Raw genomic sequence first — 16,331 nt, forward strand, 5'->3', positions numbered from 1 at the left:
TTTTTATGCTTGCATAATATTTTGTGTATCTTTAGCGCTCAAATTCGATTTTTTCATGAATGCATATATAGTCGCTGCCAAAAGAACTGCTGTAGGAAAGGCACCTAGAGGCAAGCTGCGTTTTTTTAGACCTGACGATATGGCTGCCGTAGTCATCAAGAAGCTCTTAGAAGAGCTCCCAATGCTTGATAAAGAGCGCATTAACGACGTAATCGTTGGAAATGCTATGCCTGAGGCAGAGCAGGGTTTGAATGTAGGAAGACTAATATCGCTCATGGGCTTAGATACTGTAAAAGTGGGCGGTATGACCGTTAATCGCTATTGTGCCTCAGGCTTGGAAACGATAGCTATAGCAGCCGCCAAAATACACGCCGGTATGGCTGAATGCATCATAGCCGGGGGCACCGAAAGCATGAGTTACATCCCTATGGGAGGTTGGAAAGTAACTCCTAATTACGAATTGGCTAAAGTTCACGCTGATTATTACAACAATATGGGACTCACAGCTGAAGCTGTAGCTGCCCAATACAAAGTGAGTCGCCAGGATCAGGACGCTTTTGCTTACAGATCGCATCAGCGAGCCCTGCAAGCCATCGAGAAGGGTTATTTTGATCAGGAAATAGTTCCACTTGAAGTAAAAGAAATATACCTCGACGAACGCGAGAAGAGACAAGAGCGCACCTATACGTTTACGACGGACGAAGGTCCTCGAGCTGATACAAGCATAGAAGCTTTAGCTAAATTAAAACCTGTATTTGCTGAAAAAGGCAGTGTAACAGCGGGAAATTCTTCTCAGACTTCTGACGGAGCGGCCTTCGTAGTAGTGATGAGCGAAAAAATGGTGAACGAACTCAATCTTAAGCCTATAGCCCGGTTAGTCACTTACGACGTAGCCGGCGTTGAGCCGCGAATTATGGGAATTGGACCGGTTTATGCCATTCCTAAAGCACTTAAGAGAGCCAATTTGAAATTAAATGATATCGACTTAATCGAATTAAACGAGGCTTTCGCTGCACAATCCATAGCTGTAATCAGAGAACTTGGTTTAAATGAAGAAATCACCAACGTAAACGGAGGAGCCATAGCCCTCGGCCACCCACTCGGCTGTTCGGGTGCAAAACTCAGCGTACAGCTCTTTAATGAAGCCAAACGCAGAAATGCTAAATACGGCATGGTGACTATGTGCGTGGGTACAGGCCAAGGTGCAGCTGGCATATTTGAGATTTTGTAACACATCGAAACATTGTGAAATTTTCTGTGCGCTGTATTTTTAGCCCCAAACTTTCTTTTAATACAGTTAAGAAACAAAATAATATGAATACAGAGCCCACTAAATACAGCGACGAAGAACTTGAGTTTTTTAAACAATTGATTTTAAAAAAGATAGAAAAAGCTGAGCATGATCTTCAGGTGTTAAAAGAAGCAATTTCAAATGACTCAGGAAACGGTACGGATGATACCTCTCCTACATTTAAAGCTTTTGAAGAGGGTTCAGAAACAATGAGTAAAGAGGCGAATGCCCACCTGGCAGCACGTCAAGAAAAATTCATTCGCGATTTGAAAAATGCCCTTTTGCGCATTGAAAATAAAACATATGGTATTTGCAGAGAAACTGGACGTTTGATTCCAAAAGAAAGGTTAATGCTCGTACCTCATGCCACTCTCTGCATCGAGGCCAAAGAAGGAAAATTAAACAAGTCTAAGTGAAAAAAAATCTTTTAATCGTGGGACTTGTGATATTAGCTGACCAAGTCCTCAAAATTTGGATAAAACTCAATTTATCGCTCGGTCAAGAAATCAAGATTGCTGATTGGTTCATTTTGCATTTTACCGAAAATCCAGGAATGGCTTTTGGAATCGAATGGGGTGGAAATTTTGGTAAATACCTTCTGACCATTTTTAGAATTATAGCTGTCATATGGATTTTCACATGGCTCGTGAAATTGACGCGCCAAAAAGCTCATTTAACAGCCCAAGTCAGCATATCCCTTGTTTTAGCTGGTGCATTGGGCAATTTGATTGACAGTTTGTTCTACGGCATTATATTTTCAGACAGTTATCACCAAGTAGCCCATTTTTTACCTGAACAAGGTGGCTATGCTGCCTTTATGCTCGGACATGTAGTTGATATGTTTTATTTTCCACTTTTCACAGTACATCTTCCAGAATGGTTACCTCTGTGGGGAGGAGAGTCGTTTATTTTTTTTCAGCCAGTTTTCAATATTGCTGATGCATCGATAACAATAGGTGTTATATTTATGATTCTATTTCAAAAACACCTTTTCCAAAAGGAAATTCATCAATCAGAGACAGTTGCAAATTCTACTACTTAAAAGAAGAATTAACATCTCTGGCCTTCATTTGATAGTTGTAATCACTTGCTGCTTTACACGAGCATTCATCGTTTTTCACCACAAAATTTTGAATGCCCATAGCTTTTTTTCCAAAACAACCAGTCACCGGATACACGGGATACTGTCCAGCCATTTCTGTGCGATCTGTCCTAATAAAAAATTCATAAAATCCAGCTGGTTGTTCGCTACGCGCAGCCAGATACATACCAGAAATCTTCAATCCACTGATCAATGTATTTTCATAATTTTTGAAAGACTTTTCATCAAAAGCTTCTTTTGGAAGGCCTGTATGAAGCGACAAAAAAGACACTGCATTTTCGAAAGTGTACGCGCTTGATTCGCTTGACTTACTCTGCGCATGTAGAGATGAATAAACTGCTGAAAAAACGTATATGAAGCTAATGAGATGTAAGGTTTTTTTCATCGTTATAATGTTTTATTGACACAAATATATCCTGATTAACTAAAACATATCTCAAAACAAAACTGACAATATGTCACTTTAAAGCTGAAATATCTATCTTTGCCATAAATTCTAAGGAATGTATCATCACGGAAATAAGGTTATAGATGAACAAAGACAGGGAGAGGCACTCATACTCACCCATGAAGGCAAAAAGAAACTCTATATTGAAAGCTATGGCTGTCAAATGAATTTTTCAGACAGTGAAATTGTAGCCAGCATACTCTCTAAAGAGGGATTTGCTACCACAAAAAATCCAGAAGAAGCTGATTTAGTGCTTCTTAATACATGTTCTATTCGTGAAAAAGCAGAGCAAACAGTCCGTAACCGCTTGTCGCATTTTCATGCGATCAAAAAACAGAATCCAGATATAAAAATTGGTGTACTAGGCTGTATGGCCGAGCGCATCAAAGAAAAGTTGCTTGAAGAGGAAAAGCTAGTGGATATCGTAGTAGGTCCAGATGCATATCGCGACTTACCCAAGCTGATAAAAGAAGCCGAAGACGGACGAAAAGCTGTGAACGTTTTGCTCTCAAAAGAAGAAACGTATGGCGATGTAAATCCTGTAAGGTTAGGAGGTAATGGAGTTACTGCATTTATTTCTATAATGCGCGGATGCGACAACATGTGCACCTTCTGCGTAGTACCCTTCACGCGCGGGAGAGAGCGCAGTCGCAATCCACAATCGATCATCGACGAAGCAAAAATACTTCAAGATGCTGGCTACAAAGAAATTACACTACTTGGACAAAATGTAGATTCCTATCTGTGGTATGGGGGTGGATTAAAGAAAGACTTTGCAAAAGCCTCTGAAATTGCAAAAGCTTCAGCAGTGCGGTTTGCTCAATTGCTTCGCCAAGTGGCAGAGGCCGTTCCAGAAATGCGCATTCGCTTCAGTACCAGCAATCCACAAGACATGACCGAAGATGTACTGCACACCATCGCTGCCTATAACAACATTTGCAAATACATACATCTACCGGTCCAAAGCGGGTCAACGCGGATTCTGAAAGCGATGAACCGAGGCCACAATCGCGAGCAATACATCGAGCTCATAGACAAAATAAGAAAAATAATTCCTGATTGCGGTCTTTCGCACGACATGATCACCGGCTTTCCTGGCGAAACCGAAGAAGATCACCAAGATACTTTGTCGCTTATGGAATATGTTAAATACGACTTCGGCTATATGTTCAAATATTCCGAAAGACCAGGTACTTATGCAGCCAGACATTTTAAAGATGATGTACCCAACGAAGTAAAAACAAGAAGACTTACAGAAATCATTGATCTTCAGCAAAAGCATTCTTTATATAGAAATCAACAACACATTGGAAAAATCGAAGAAGTACTAGTAGAAGGTGTATCTAAAAAGTCAAATGAGCATTGGTTTGGTAGAAATACTCAAAATACCGTTGTTGTTTTTCCGAAAGAAAATGTCAAACCCGGTGATTTTGTAAAAGTAAAAATTTTAGAGTGTACATCTGCAACGTTATTGGGCCAAATCGTTCATTGAAATGAATCTTAAAAAGTTCTTTTATCTACTTTCTTTTTCCTTATATTTTTTCTCAATAAAAGTACAATCTCAAACATATGAAAATGGCAAATGGATAGACGATAATCTAACTTTTAAAATCGTTTATGAGAACATTAAAAAATCCGGGGAATTACATTTGTGTATTGCAAATAAAAGCAACGATTTATGTATCGGAAATTTAATGGTACCATTTGAGGTTTTTATTTATGATAAAAAAGATTCTTTAATCTGGTCATCGATATGGACAGGAAACAATATGCAGTTGAAATTTAAGCGCAAATTGCCATTCGCTTATAAAGTAAATGTAAAAGCAAAGGCTCCTTATGTGATCAACAAACTGACCACAACAAAAATTTATCAAAAGCAACCCCTGGAACTCATATACATTATACAATGAGTCAGCTACAAGAAATAAAAATGCGATTTGGCATCATAGGGAACTCTCCCCTACTCGACCGCGCAATTGAGAAAGCGATACAAGTGGCAAATACAGATATATCGGTACTAGTAACCGGTGAAAGTGGTGTAGGGAAAGAGAATATTCCTAAAATTATCCATGCACTTTCACATCGCAAGCACAAGCCCTACATCGCTGTAAACTGTGGAGCTATTCCCGAAGGAACCATTGATTCAGAGCTCTTTGGGCACGAAAAAGGTGCATTTACTGGAGCTCTTTCTACCCGAAAAGGATATTTTGAAGAAGCTGATGGAGGTACAATTTTTCTCGATGAAGTAGCAGAACTACCACTACAAACTCAGGTAAGATTATTGAGAGTTTTAGAGACTGGTGAATTTATAAAAGTTGGCTCTTCCAAAATTCAAAAAACAGACGTAAGAATTGTAGCGGCTACCAACGTAAATATGCTTGAAGCTGTAAGCAAACACAAGTTTCGCGAAGACCTTTATTATAGATTAAATACTGTTGAAATTCATTTACCTCCATTGCGAGAAAGAAAGGAAGATATACCGTTAATTTTTAAAAAATTTTGTCTTGATTTTGCCGAAAAATACAGACAACCTCCACTAAAACTGTCAAAAGAGGCAGAAGAACTTTTAAAAAACTACAGATGGCCAGGTAATATTCGTCAATTGAGAAATTTAGCAGAGCAAATTTCAGTAGTAGAAACCAATAGAGAAATTACGGCAGAAGTATTAAAGAATTATTTGCCAGATATCGATAAAAGTACCCTGCCAGCTCTGCATACATCATCCAATTCATCCAATGCAGATTTCGCCAGCGAAAGAGAAATTTTATACAAAATTCTCTTTGATATGCGAAACGATCTGAACGATTTAAAAGCCATAACATTAGAACTCATAAAATCAGGCGGTACGAATACAGGAAGATTTGCTGAAGAAAATTCTACTTTGCTACAGAAAGTGTTTAGAACATCTGAACCTTTTACCTCGACACCGATTGTAAATAATCCGGGAATCATCGTCAATGAAGGAATTAATACACCGCATGTAAATGCAATCAACATAAATGGAGCCTCACAGGAAGAATTTGAAGAAGCTGAAGTAGAACCCATGACAGAAGAAGTTCTCTCTCTCGAAAAAAGAGAAATCGAACTCATAAAAAAAGCACTTGAAAAACACAATGGAAAACGAAAATTAGCCGCTGAAGAACTTGGTATTTCAGAAAGAACACTTTACAGAAAAATTAAACAATACAACTTGCAGTGAAAAAAATAATCGTTGCTTTATTGTTCTTACTGGTCAATGCGTGTAGCGGAGGCTACAGTTTCACTGGCGGTAATGTGGGTGATGCTAAGACTTTTTCAGTTGATTTATTTCCAAATTATGCCCCAATAGTTAATCCGAACCTTAGTTTACAATTTACCGAAAAATTAAAAGATATAATATTACAACAAACATCTCTGAAATTAAAACCCGAAGATGGAGATTTACATTTTGAGGGGTCAATTATTGAATACTCCTTTGTACCACTTGCACCCCAAGGGAATCAAGCAGCAGCACAAACTCGTTTCACTATTTCTGTTAAAGTAAAATTCACAAACAAATTAGATAGTTCAAAAAATTTTGAAGAAAAATTTTCGCGATTTGTTGACATTCCTGCAGATGCAAATGTGGCATCACTCGAAAATCAATTAATAGAACAGATCAATAGAGAACTAGCCGAAAATATTTTGAACAAAGCAATCGTTAATTGGTGACATGCAGCGATTAAAGGAGATAATTGAAAATTTTGATCAAATTGAGCTCCAGGATGTTGAAGCACTTAAACAGTACGCACATCAGCATCCCTATAGTGCGATTGTTCAATTAGCCTACGCGTATTTCCTACACAAACAAGAAAATTACAACTTCAATACACAACTTAAATTAACTGCTGCAGTAATTAACAATAGATCAAAATTATTTAATATAATTAACGGATCAATTGTTGCAAAAGTATTGAAATATCATCAGGCTCCTGTATATGTACAGGATTTTGAAAAAATTGATGATTTAAGACAGGAGAAAATACAAAATGAAAAAGAAACAAATAACACAAAGAATATATTCCAGAACATACAAGAACGTTCAGTCAGAGAATTGGAAAATTCTCCGATTGAAAAAAAGGATAAAAATTTATTAAACAATCTAAATACTGAAGATAATCCCCAAATTCAAAAGAACATTTCAGAAGAAGAAAATGAGGAATCAACTTCTGTTACACATCAACACGTTCAACTTTTCGAGATAAATGAAAATAATTCTGCGAATGCAGAAATATCAGAATCAAAAGAGATCGTTGAAAGTAATCTCAAATCAGAAGTTCAGGAAAAGCAAACTACCAATGAAAGTAATTTAGAAGCTATTCGAGAGAAAATAAGAGCAAAGTTCGGTCAGCAGAAAAGTGAGAGTATCGTTGAAAGCGAAAAAGAAAAAAATATAACAGATAATGTAAAGTCAGATAGTGAAAGTACCAATCAAATAAGATCTGAATCCAGCCTAAGTAAAGAAGAAAGCAAAATTTCACTGGTTGAAAATGTAAATATCAAGGAGGAAAATTCTCAGAGTTCTGAAGAAGATAAGCTCAAAATAAAATTTGCAAAAGATGAAAGTGATAATGAAAAACTAAAAGAGGTAAAAAATAGAGCCGCCAATATTTTACTGAAATTAGAATTTTTAAAATCAAAATACGGTACAGTAGTCTCTCAGTCAAATGAAGATAAAGGAAAAAGCGATGAAATAAGTAAACCTACTGAGCAAGAAAAATCTATTTATGTAACAGATGAAAATTATCCAAATACTTCCGAAAATCTTGAGGATGAAATACAAGTAGAGTTTGACTTAACGGATACACAAGTCGAAAATAGTAATGCAATTCAAAATAACTCAACTACTACAGAATTTACACACTTAGTTGAAAATCAAATTGAGGATGATGTAAATGGTGATAACACAAAGGAAAATCAAAATTATATTCAAAGAGAGAACGATAAATATTCACCAATTGATATTGATGCTGATACCGAGATTTTTGATAGCACCTCAACCTCAAAAATAAGCCTCGAGAATGAAAACATTAATACTCAAGAAGTCAAGGAAAAACTCTTAGAAAAGGCAATTGAAAGTACATATGATGAATCGAGTGAAGAGGACGATATTTTTTCAAAATGGTTAAAGACTTTACATAAAACCGAAGAAGATTCAAATAAAGAAAATAACCTTAAAGATCGAATATCACCTCAAAAATTAAGTGAGTTAAATACAAATAACAATTCGAATAAAAAAATTGAAAAACTCAAAATTATCGATAACTTTTTATCAGGAAATATTCAAATAAAACCAAAGTCACCTAATACGAAATCAGTAGAAGAACATAAAGATTTATCCATTAAATATACAGAAACCACAGCCGACTTAATGACGGAGACCCTCGCTGAACTCTATATAGCCCAAGGTCATGTAGACAAGGCTATCCAGGCTCTGGAAATTTTAAAGTTGAAAAATCCGGAAAAAAGCAGTTATTTTGCACGCCGAATTCAAGAATTAAAAAAGAAAAAATAAGTATGCTTACTTTACTCGTCGTTCTTACTGTGATTGTATGTCTACTTCTCATACTAGTCGTTATGGTACAAAATCCCAAAGGTGGTGGCTTGTCATCAGCCTTCGGAAGCAGTACAACAAACCTGTTTGGAGGAGTACAAAAATCTTCAGACTTTCTCGATAGAGCCACTTGGACGTTGTCTATCTTGTTGGTTGTCTTGGTGTTGCTGATCAACATCAGCACGGGTTCATCAGATACTGAAACAGAAACCAAGAGCCAAATAACTGAGGGGGTTGAAATACCGGCTTCCACTCCCCAAAATCAGAATACCAATACACAAGAACAGCCATAATTCATTTCAAAGAGGCACTTTAAGTAGTGTTCGCAACGCATTATGGCGGGAATAGTATCTATTGTAGGCAGGCCAAACGTTGGCAAATCAACCCTTTTTAACCGTCTCACTGGCAGGCGAGAAGCTATAGTAGATGACACACCTGGTGTGACTCGCGATAGAATTTACGCCCCTGCCGAATGGCTAAATCATTCATTTACAATCGTAGATACCGGAGGATACACAGAGGGCTCAGACGATAGCTTCGAGGCTGAAATTCGCAAACAAGCTCGACTTGCTATCGAAGAAGCCCATGTGATCATTTTTGTAACCGATGGTCGTGAAGGCCTTACACCACTCGATGAAGAGGTGGCTGAGCTTATTCGAAGAAGTAAAAAACCTCACATTCTGGCGGTAAACAAAATTGACAGCCCCTCGGATGATTTTGCTATTTCTGAGTTTTTAAAGTTGGGATTTAAAGATACTTTTCCCGTATCGGCCATCAATGGTCACGGTACTGGCGATTTGCTGGATAAAGTCATCAGCTATTTACCCCAAGAGGCAGATAAAAGCAGCGACTACACCGAAGATTTGCCAAGAATTTGTGTGGTTGGCCGACCGAATGTAGGTAAGTCAAGTTTTTTAAATGCCCTTACCGGTCGCGATCAGCACATTGTATCAGAAGTAGCCGGAACAACGCGCGATGCGGTACACACGCGCTATACGATGTTTGGTTTTGATTTTTACCTTGTTGATACTGCCGGCCTTCGCAAAAAGGGAAAAGTAACGGAAGATCTGGAGTTTTACTCCGTCATGCGCGCTATTAAGGCGATTGAGAATTCAGATGTCTGTATTTTGATGCTCGATGCTTCGAGAGGTATTGAAGCTCAAGATTTAAGCATTTTTCACTTAATTGAGAAAAACCACAAAGGCGTAGTAATAGCCGTTAACAAGTGGGATTTAACGGATAAATCGCATGAAACAGCTACTGTATTTAGAAATGCTATTTTAGAAAAAATTAAACCTTTCGACGATGTGCCGATTTTATTCATTTCGGCCACGGATAAAATTCGACTTCTGAAAACTTTAGAAGAAGCGCTCGAGGTGTACAAACGTCGAAAAACTAGAATTCCTACAAGACAATTAAACGATCTGCTCTTGCCCATTTTTGAAAACCAACCACCCCCTGTGTATAAAGGCAAGAGCATTTCGATCAAATACATCACTCAATTACCAACCCCTCGACCACAATTTGCCTTTTTTGCCAACTTACCTCAGTACATCAAGGATCCCTACAAGAGGTTTGTGGAAAATACCATCAGAACGCACTTTGATTTTAAAGGCGTTCCGATAGATATTTTCTTCCGCAAGAAATAATTGCCTTTTAAAAGACATATCGGGTTGAAATGAAATTGGAATGGCCCTGATTTACTATTTCTCGAAGCAATGTTTTGCTGTTTTCTTCCATTTTTGCTGCTACTACAGATCGTATGGAAAACGATCTGAGAGCATCGTATACTGAAAGTGTACCTTCGGCTGAGTCTTTGCGCCCGGTGAATGGTAAAATATCGGGGCCACGCTGACATTGACTGTTGATGTTGACCCGACTTACCATGTTTACTAGCTGATCGGTGAGGTGGCCAATCTGTACAGGAGAATTGCCAAAAATGCTTACCTGTTGGCCGTATTTCGAATTTTCGAGATAATCAAATATTTCTTCAATATCGTTGTAAGGAACAACGGGCACTACGGGTCCAAACTGTTCTTCGTGGTAGATGCGCATTGAATCGTTTACTGGATAAAGAACTGTCGGCGAATAAAATGGATCCCTTCTGATACCTCCGTGCGCATTCTGAATAGAGGCTCCTTTTTGGAGAGCATCTTCCACAATCTCTTGAAGATATTTTGGCTTGTTTTCGTCGGCTAATGGTGTAATGTTTACCTTATCCTCCCAAGGCAAACCTACTTTCAACGCATCGGCTTTAGCTGAAAATTCTTTTAAAAATGCTTCAGCCAAGCTTCGATGTACAAAAATAATTTTAATAGCTGTGCATCGCTGACCATTGAATGAAAATGCACCTGTGATACATTCTGAGGCAGCTGCTGAAATATCCGCATCAGGAAGGATAATAGCCGGATTTTTAGCATCAAGACCTAAGATTGACTTAAGTCGATTGGACTTGGGATGCATTTTTTTTAACGAATCTGCTACGCGACTAGTGCCAATCATGGCCAGTACATTAACCCTGCCCGACTGCATAAGCGGTGGCACTACAACACTTCCCTTACCATATACATAATTTATTACTCCCGGAGGAAAGGCCTCTTGAAAAGCTTTCTGAAGATAATAGTGCATCAAAACACCTGGTCTGGGTGGTTTCATCACCACAGTATTACCCATGATAAGGGCTGGAATTACCAAAGTATATGTTTCATTGAAAGGATAATTGTAAGGCCCCATTACAAGAACCACTCCGAGTGGAGTGCGTCGAATCTGACCAATAATGCCCTTCTCTATGACAAATCTCGACTGCGTGCGCTCGAGGTTTTTGAGCTCGTCTACAGTGAGATAAATGTACTCAATGGTGCGGTCAAATTCTTTTTCGGCATCTGTGCGCGATTTGCCGATCTCCCACATCAGCAGTTGCACGATTTGTTCGCGTTGGGCTGTGGCCAGTTTGGCAAATTTTTCAACTGCGGCAATCCGTTCTTCAACAGCCATAGTAGGCCAAAGGCCACGTCCGCGGTCATATGCCTTACAGGCAGCATTGAGTGCTTCTAAGGCAGCAGCCTCGTCCATATCGGGGTATGAACCTAAGTATTCATATAAAGATTCTCCAGTCGGCTCGCTCTTAATTGGAGAATACACCTTGGAAAATGGTCCATTCCAAGGAACGATCTTCCCGTCTAAAAGATAATCCTGTATTTCCAAAACATTAGGCTTGATCGAATGTGTCACTTGAACGTAGTATTGATTCATTTTCGTCAGAAACATTTAAAACTTTGCTAAAATCCACCCAACTAGAGGACTAATCTGTAACCTCTGTAACATTTCCCTAAAAACATTACTTCATTCCTTTAACTTTGTTGATTTAAAAAACCGTAAACATGAAGAAAATTACATTTTTGCTCGGATTTATAGGTTTACTTTGGTCTTCAGCAAAAGGACAGGTCAATTCGTATATTTTCACAATTGATAGCCTCGGCACCTACACTCCTATCACCGGGGGAGTAGTATTGGGCAATGCAACAACCGACGACCAAAGATTTGTAGATCCGGCTCAGCCTCTTGGCGGAACCACAGAGACAGGCCCTGGTTTTCCCATTGGTTTCAACTTCGTTTATAACGGTGTAACATACGACCGATTAGGTATCCGTGCCGATGGTCTGATCCGCCTCGGAATCTCAGCTGATGGAAATCAAGCTGTGAATATGACAGGTGCTGGCTACTCCTCTATTAGCAGCACCTCTTCCGCTCCGGCAAACAAGCAAGCAACTATTTGTGGCTTTAACCGCGACTTGCAAGCTAATGGAAATGCTTCTGAAATACGTTTGGAAACCATTGGGACCGCGCCGAATCGAATTTGTGTGGTACAATGGACAAATTATAGAAGATTTGGCTCATCCAACACCGCTGATACCATCAACTTTCAAATTCGTCTGCACGAAACGACCAACTCCATTAGCATCGTTTATGGTCGTTTTGCCACGCCAAACACAAGTACAACCATCACCGGCCAAGTAGGCCTCAGAGGCTTCAGCAATGCTGACTTTAGAAACGTAACCACTACCTCTACATGGGCTAATGCTGTACCGGGGGCAACTAACACAGCTGCTATGCCTTTCGTATCAAACAACCTTCCTGCTCAAGGCTTGACATACAACTGGGCAGTCCCTTCATGCTTTGCCCCAGGAAGCGTAACTTTTACAAACATTACCCACAATTCGGCCACAGCTAGCTGGGCTGCTCTGAACCCATCTATCGGATATCAACTTCAATTTGGCCCAACTCCCCTTACACTGGGCCAGGGTACAACTGTAACTGTGACTTCAGGCACTACTTACAACTTTACAGGACTCACCTCAGGTGTTCAAATGGCGGTGTTTATCCGTAACATTTGCAGTTCGACAGATACTTCTGTTTGGCAAGGTCCGTTTACCTTCACTCCACAATGTTCTGTGCCTTCAGGCTTCAATGTACTTAATGCTGATTCAACTCAAATTACGCTCGGTTGGACACCAAACAGCAATGTGACTTTTGAATTGGAATATGGGCTCGTGGGCTTTACTCAAGGTACAGGTACACTAGTTACTGGTATTACTGGCTCTCAATACACAGTAACTGGTCTCACGCCTAGCACCCAATACCATTTCTATTTGCGCTCGCGATGCGATTCTGTAACAACTTCTAACTGGACTCCTGTATTGCTGGGAGCAACTACCTGTGGTACATTTACTCTTCCATTTTACGAAGATTTTCTCAACTGGCCACCCCTTTGTTTCAGCTTTTCGACCACCGGTACTGCCACACAGAATTGGTCTCATTTCACTACAGGTGGGGTTTCTTTAGCAAGAGCCAATTTCTGGAGCTGGACAAGTGGTGTGACTGCTCGCATGCAACTCCCTCGAATTCAGCTCAACCAACCGGCTTGGATTAAATATGCCTGGTCGCATCAGTACAACTCTGTGTATCCAAACGATTCCTTGTTTGTAGAAATAAAAATTGATACATCTACTACCTGGACAAGGCTCCAATCACTTGGCGGACCTTCATTTAACACCCCCGGAAGCCAAAGTACCGCCCCAGGACAATTCACCCAGGAAAATCTAGTTATACCTTCATCCTTTATCGGTCATAAGGTGGATATTCGCTTTGTTGGTCGCTCAGGCTTTGGCCCCGATGTGTTTATTGATTTCATCGAGGTAGAAAATATTCCCAATTGTCTACCCCCTTCTGCACTATCCATTACAAACGTTACTGCTACATCAGCTACCGCCACTTTTACCAAAAATAATACAGGTAGCGCTACACAATGGGAAGTCGGTGCTGTTGGCTTTACACCTGGTAGTGGATTACAACTAGCCTCAGGCAGCACAGCAGGTACAACGATTAATATCACTGGCCTTTCTCAAAATACTCAATACCAATTGTATATACGCGATAGCTGTGGAACGGGTCAGTACAGTGCATGGGTTGGGCCGGTATCTTTCACCACTTCTTGTCTGCCAGTAGCAATGCCCTTCACCGAAACGTTTGCTACCTGGCCACCCTCCTGCTTTACATTCAGCACTACAGGTTCATCGACACAAAACTGGTCACACTTCACCACTGGGGGTGTTTCGTTGGCTCGAGCCAACTTCTGGGCGTGGAGTAGCGGTATTCGGGCAGTGATGAATACTCCTTTTGTCCAAATCTCTCAGCCGGCACGTCTTCGTTTTTACTGGTCGCATTTATACAGCAGCACTTACCCTGCCGATTCACTGATTGTCTTGTCGCGTAACGACAGTACTGGAATAGCCGATACTATTTTAAAACTCGGAGGTCCTACCTTCAACACCCCTGGTGCCGGCAACACCACTCCTGCCACCACTTTTAACGAACAAATTATCGACCTTCCAGCATCTTATGTTGGTAAAAATCAACGCTTTGAATTCCATGCCCGAAGTGGCTTTGGCCCCGATTTGTTTATTGATGAAATACTTGTAGAATCGTTACCCGCGTGTCCTTCACCCCAAAACTTTGCCTCTACTGGTAATACTGCTACATCAGCAACATTCAGCTGGAGCCAATCAGGCAACAATGCCAGCAGCTGGGATATTGAATGGGGCCCCGTAGGATTCACTCCCGGATCGGCTGTGGGTACTATAGTAAATGTGACTACCAATCCTGCCACCGTGAGCGGTTTGCCTTCAGGCTCATGTATTGATTTCTACATCCGAACTAAATGTTCTTCCGTCAACGATTCTAGCGCTTTTGTAGGACCTGTTACGATCTGTATGCCAATCCAGTTTGACGTAGAAACTCGCGCAGTTCTTAGCCCTGCAGTGTTAGCTTGTGGCAACGCTTCTACTCAAGTACGCATGCTAATCCGAAATCAGGGCTTTGACCCAGTTACCAACGTACCTGTGGTATTGAACATTACCGGTGACATCAATCAAACCCTGAACGCTACTTACACAGGCACCCTACAAAATGGCCAATCAGATACCGTGACTCTCGGTACCATCAATACGGCCAATGGCGCAGTGATGAACATCGTAGCCTATACCAATCTTGCCACTGACCAAGACAATTCCAACGACACCCTCAAGCTCACGGCAACTCATATACCATTAACGCCAAAAGCAGATACAGCTTTGGTCTGTGCCGGTATCGACACGATCACCCTGAAAGCTCAAAACTGGCCAGGGGTTTCATATCAATGGTTTAACTCACCAACCGCACAGACGCCTTTGGCTACAGGTCCTACCTTTTTTGTCCCATCCGTTGCTGCTCAAAACACCTACTATCTCGAATATGGACCGCTGAGTGGCTCTCAAACCTTTACCTACACTGCAGGTGATATCCAGTCAGACAGAAATTTTACATCATTACCAGGTTCATCTACCTGTCCGGGTGTGATGACCATTAATCTACCGATAGGTGTAACTGTCGACTCTATTAGTGTAGAATATGACTTTACTGCCGTTGGCTCAGGCTGGATGAGCGAACAGCGCTCACAACTCCGTTGTATAACTACCGGACAATCTGAAGCTCAGCTCTTCAGTGGTACAGGTACCACCACCGGTACACTGACTTATAACCGAACAGGCCTAACCATTGCTAATGGGGTAGTTACCGGTCCTCTCGTATTTGAGCTGCATGCGGGCCGTACCTTCGGTGGCTCAGGTTGCGACGCTTCATTCAACTTTATACCAAACAACACATGGAAAATCACCGTATTCTACACCGGTGCCCCATGCTCTAACGTACGCACTCCTGTCACCGTTGGCACACAGCCGCAGCCTACAGCTGCTTTCACATACACAGCTAACAACTACGTGGTAAACTTTACCGCCAATGTAACCAATGCCGACTCTGTACATTGGACCTTCGGTACAGCCGGCAGCAGCAGCCAGCTCAATCCTACTTTCACCTTCCCGGCCAACGGAGTATATCCTGTATGTTTGAAGGCATTCAACAACTGCGGAAGTGTAACTACCTGCGATACTCTCAAATTCAGCATTGGTCTGGCAGAAAACATCCTGGGCCATCTGCTCAAGCTCTATCCCAACCCCAGCGACGGACGCTTTGAGCTTACCTTCAGCGATGATCTGAACGAGCTTCCCGTTCGAATCATCGACCTCACTGGCCGCACCATGCACACAGCGCGCATCACTTCAGCCAATGGCCAATTCAACCATGCCTTCGATCTGAGAAGATTGCCTGCCGGCACATATTTCGTACAGATCGAAACAACCGCCGGCACACTCACCCGCCGAATCATCCTTCAATAGAAGTTTCCACATCTTACACCATAGAAGGTGTCCAAAAAGTAAAGGACGCCTTCTTTTTTATTTTGATAAAACCCTTAATTGAAGTAAATTAGAGCCATCATAGACATTTTAAGTGAGGCGAGTAGTCTTTAAACAGCAACCCGGCAAAT

Annotated in this window: 13 protein-coding genes; 11 read left to right on the plus strand and 2 right to left on the minus strand. The window is 40.8% G+C overall.

From position 1 onward, the window contains the following. The first annotated feature begins 55 nt into the window (after positions 1-55). The 3 genes from EIP89_RS06395 (at position 56) to EIP89_RS06405 (ending at position 2,333) form a co-directional block, all read left to right on the plus strand. The gene (locus tag EIP89_RS06395; protein WP_124397840.1) at positions 56-1,231 is read left to right on the plus strand and encodes an acetyl-CoA C-acyltransferase; all 1,176 of its coding nucleotides are present in this window, start codon (positions 56-58) and stop codon (positions 1,229-1,231) included. 83 nt (positions 1,232-1,314) lie between these two features. Further along, positions 1,315-1,707, plus strand: a complete 393-nt coding sequence (locus EIP89_RS06400; protein ID WP_124397841.1) for a TraR/DksA family transcriptional regulator — start codon at positions 1,315-1,317, stop codon at positions 1,705-1,707. After that, a complete protein-coding gene (locus EIP89_RS06405) occupies positions 1,704-2,333 on the plus strand; it encodes a lipoprotein signal peptidase (protein ID WP_124397842.1) in 630 nt (209 codons plus the stop codon). Before EIP89_RS06400 ends, EIP89_RS06405 begins: the two co-directional genes overlap by 4 nt. Here EIP89_RS06405 and EIP89_RS06410 read toward each other — a convergent pair. Continuing rightward, positions 2,326-2,778 (minus strand): hypothetical protein, encoded by a 453-nt coding sequence (locus tag EIP89_RS06410; RefSeq protein ID WP_124397843.1) that lies wholly within the window; start codon positions 2,776-2,778, stop codon positions 2,326-2,328. The genes EIP89_RS06405 and EIP89_RS06410 overlap by 8 nt on opposite strands. Before the next feature lie 118 nt (positions 2,779-2,896). Between EIP89_RS06410 and miaB the strand changes: the two genes are divergently transcribed. Genes miaB through der form a run of 7 tightly spaced genes read left to right on the plus strand, consistent with a single transcriptional unit; the run spans position 2,897 to position 10,062 of the window. Beyond that, positions 2,897-4,333, plus strand: a complete 1,437-nt coding sequence (gene miaB, locus EIP89_RS06415) for a tRNA (N6-isopentenyl adenosine(37)-C2)-methylthiotransferase MiaB (protein ID WP_124397844.1) — start codon at positions 2,897-2,899, stop codon at positions 4,331-4,333. A 1-nt stretch (position 4,334) separates the two neighbouring features. Further along, the gene (locus tag EIP89_RS06420) at positions 4,335-4,751 is read left to right on the plus strand and encodes a hypothetical protein (protein WP_124397845.1); all 417 of its coding nucleotides are present in this window, start codon (positions 4,335-4,337) and stop codon (positions 4,749-4,751) included. Beyond that, complete coding sequence (locus tag EIP89_RS06425; RefSeq protein WP_124397846.1) at positions 4,748-6,040, plus strand: sigma-54 interaction domain-containing protein; 1,293 nt, start codon at positions 4,748-4,750, stop codon at positions 6,038-6,040. The genes EIP89_RS06420 and EIP89_RS06425 overlap by 4 nt, the downstream gene beginning before the upstream one ends. Continuing rightward, positions 6,037-6,531, plus strand: coding sequence for an LPS assembly lipoprotein LptE (gene lptE / locus EIP89_RS06430; RefSeq protein ID WP_124397847.1), 495 nt, complete (start codon positions 6,037-6,039; stop codon positions 6,529-6,531). The genes EIP89_RS06425 and lptE overlap by 4 nt, the downstream gene beginning before the upstream one ends. Position 6,532: 1 nt before the next feature. Further along, positions 6,533-8,374, plus strand: coding sequence for a DUF8458 domain-containing protein (locus tag EIP89_RS06435; protein WP_124397848.1), 1,842 nt, complete (start codon positions 6,533-6,535; stop codon positions 8,372-8,374). A gap of 2 nt (positions 8,375-8,376) precedes the next feature. After that, entirely contained in the window at positions 8,377-8,706 is a 330-nt protein-coding gene (secG, locus tag EIP89_RS06440) for a preprotein translocase subunit SecG (protein WP_245966112.1), read from the plus strand. A gap of 42 nt (positions 8,707-8,748) precedes the next feature. Further along, positions 8,749-10,062 carry a ribosome biogenesis GTPase Der gene (gene der, locus EIP89_RS06445; protein WP_124397850.1) on the plus strand — a complete coding sequence of 438 codons (1,314 nt, stop codon included), beginning with the start codon at positions 8,749-8,751 and terminating at the stop codon, positions 10,060-10,062. A 7-nt stretch (positions 10,063-10,069) separates the two neighbouring features. Here der and EIP89_RS06450 read toward each other — a convergent pair whose 3' ends face one another. Then, on the minus strand, positions 10,070-11,665 hold the full coding sequence (locus EIP89_RS06450) for an NADP-dependent glyceraldehyde-3-phosphate dehydrogenase (RefSeq protein WP_218019341.1): 1,596 nt from the start codon (positions 11,663-11,665) through the stop codon (positions 10,070-10,072). Positions 11,666-11,793: 128 nt separating this feature from the next. Between EIP89_RS06450 and EIP89_RS06455 the strand changes: the two genes are divergently transcribed. After that, positions 11,794-16,182 (plus strand): NIDO-like domain-containing protein, encoded by a 4,389-nt coding sequence (locus EIP89_RS06455; RefSeq protein ID WP_124397852.1) that lies wholly within the window; start codon positions 11,794-11,796, stop codon positions 16,180-16,182. The last annotated feature ends 149 nt before the right edge of the window (positions 16,183-16,331 follow it).

It is taken from the genome of Thermaurantimonas aggregans (genome assembly GCF_003851885.1).
Classification (GTDB): Bacteria; Bacteroidota; Bacteroidia; order Flavobacteriales; family Schleiferiaceae; genus Thermaurantimonas; species Thermaurantimonas aggregans.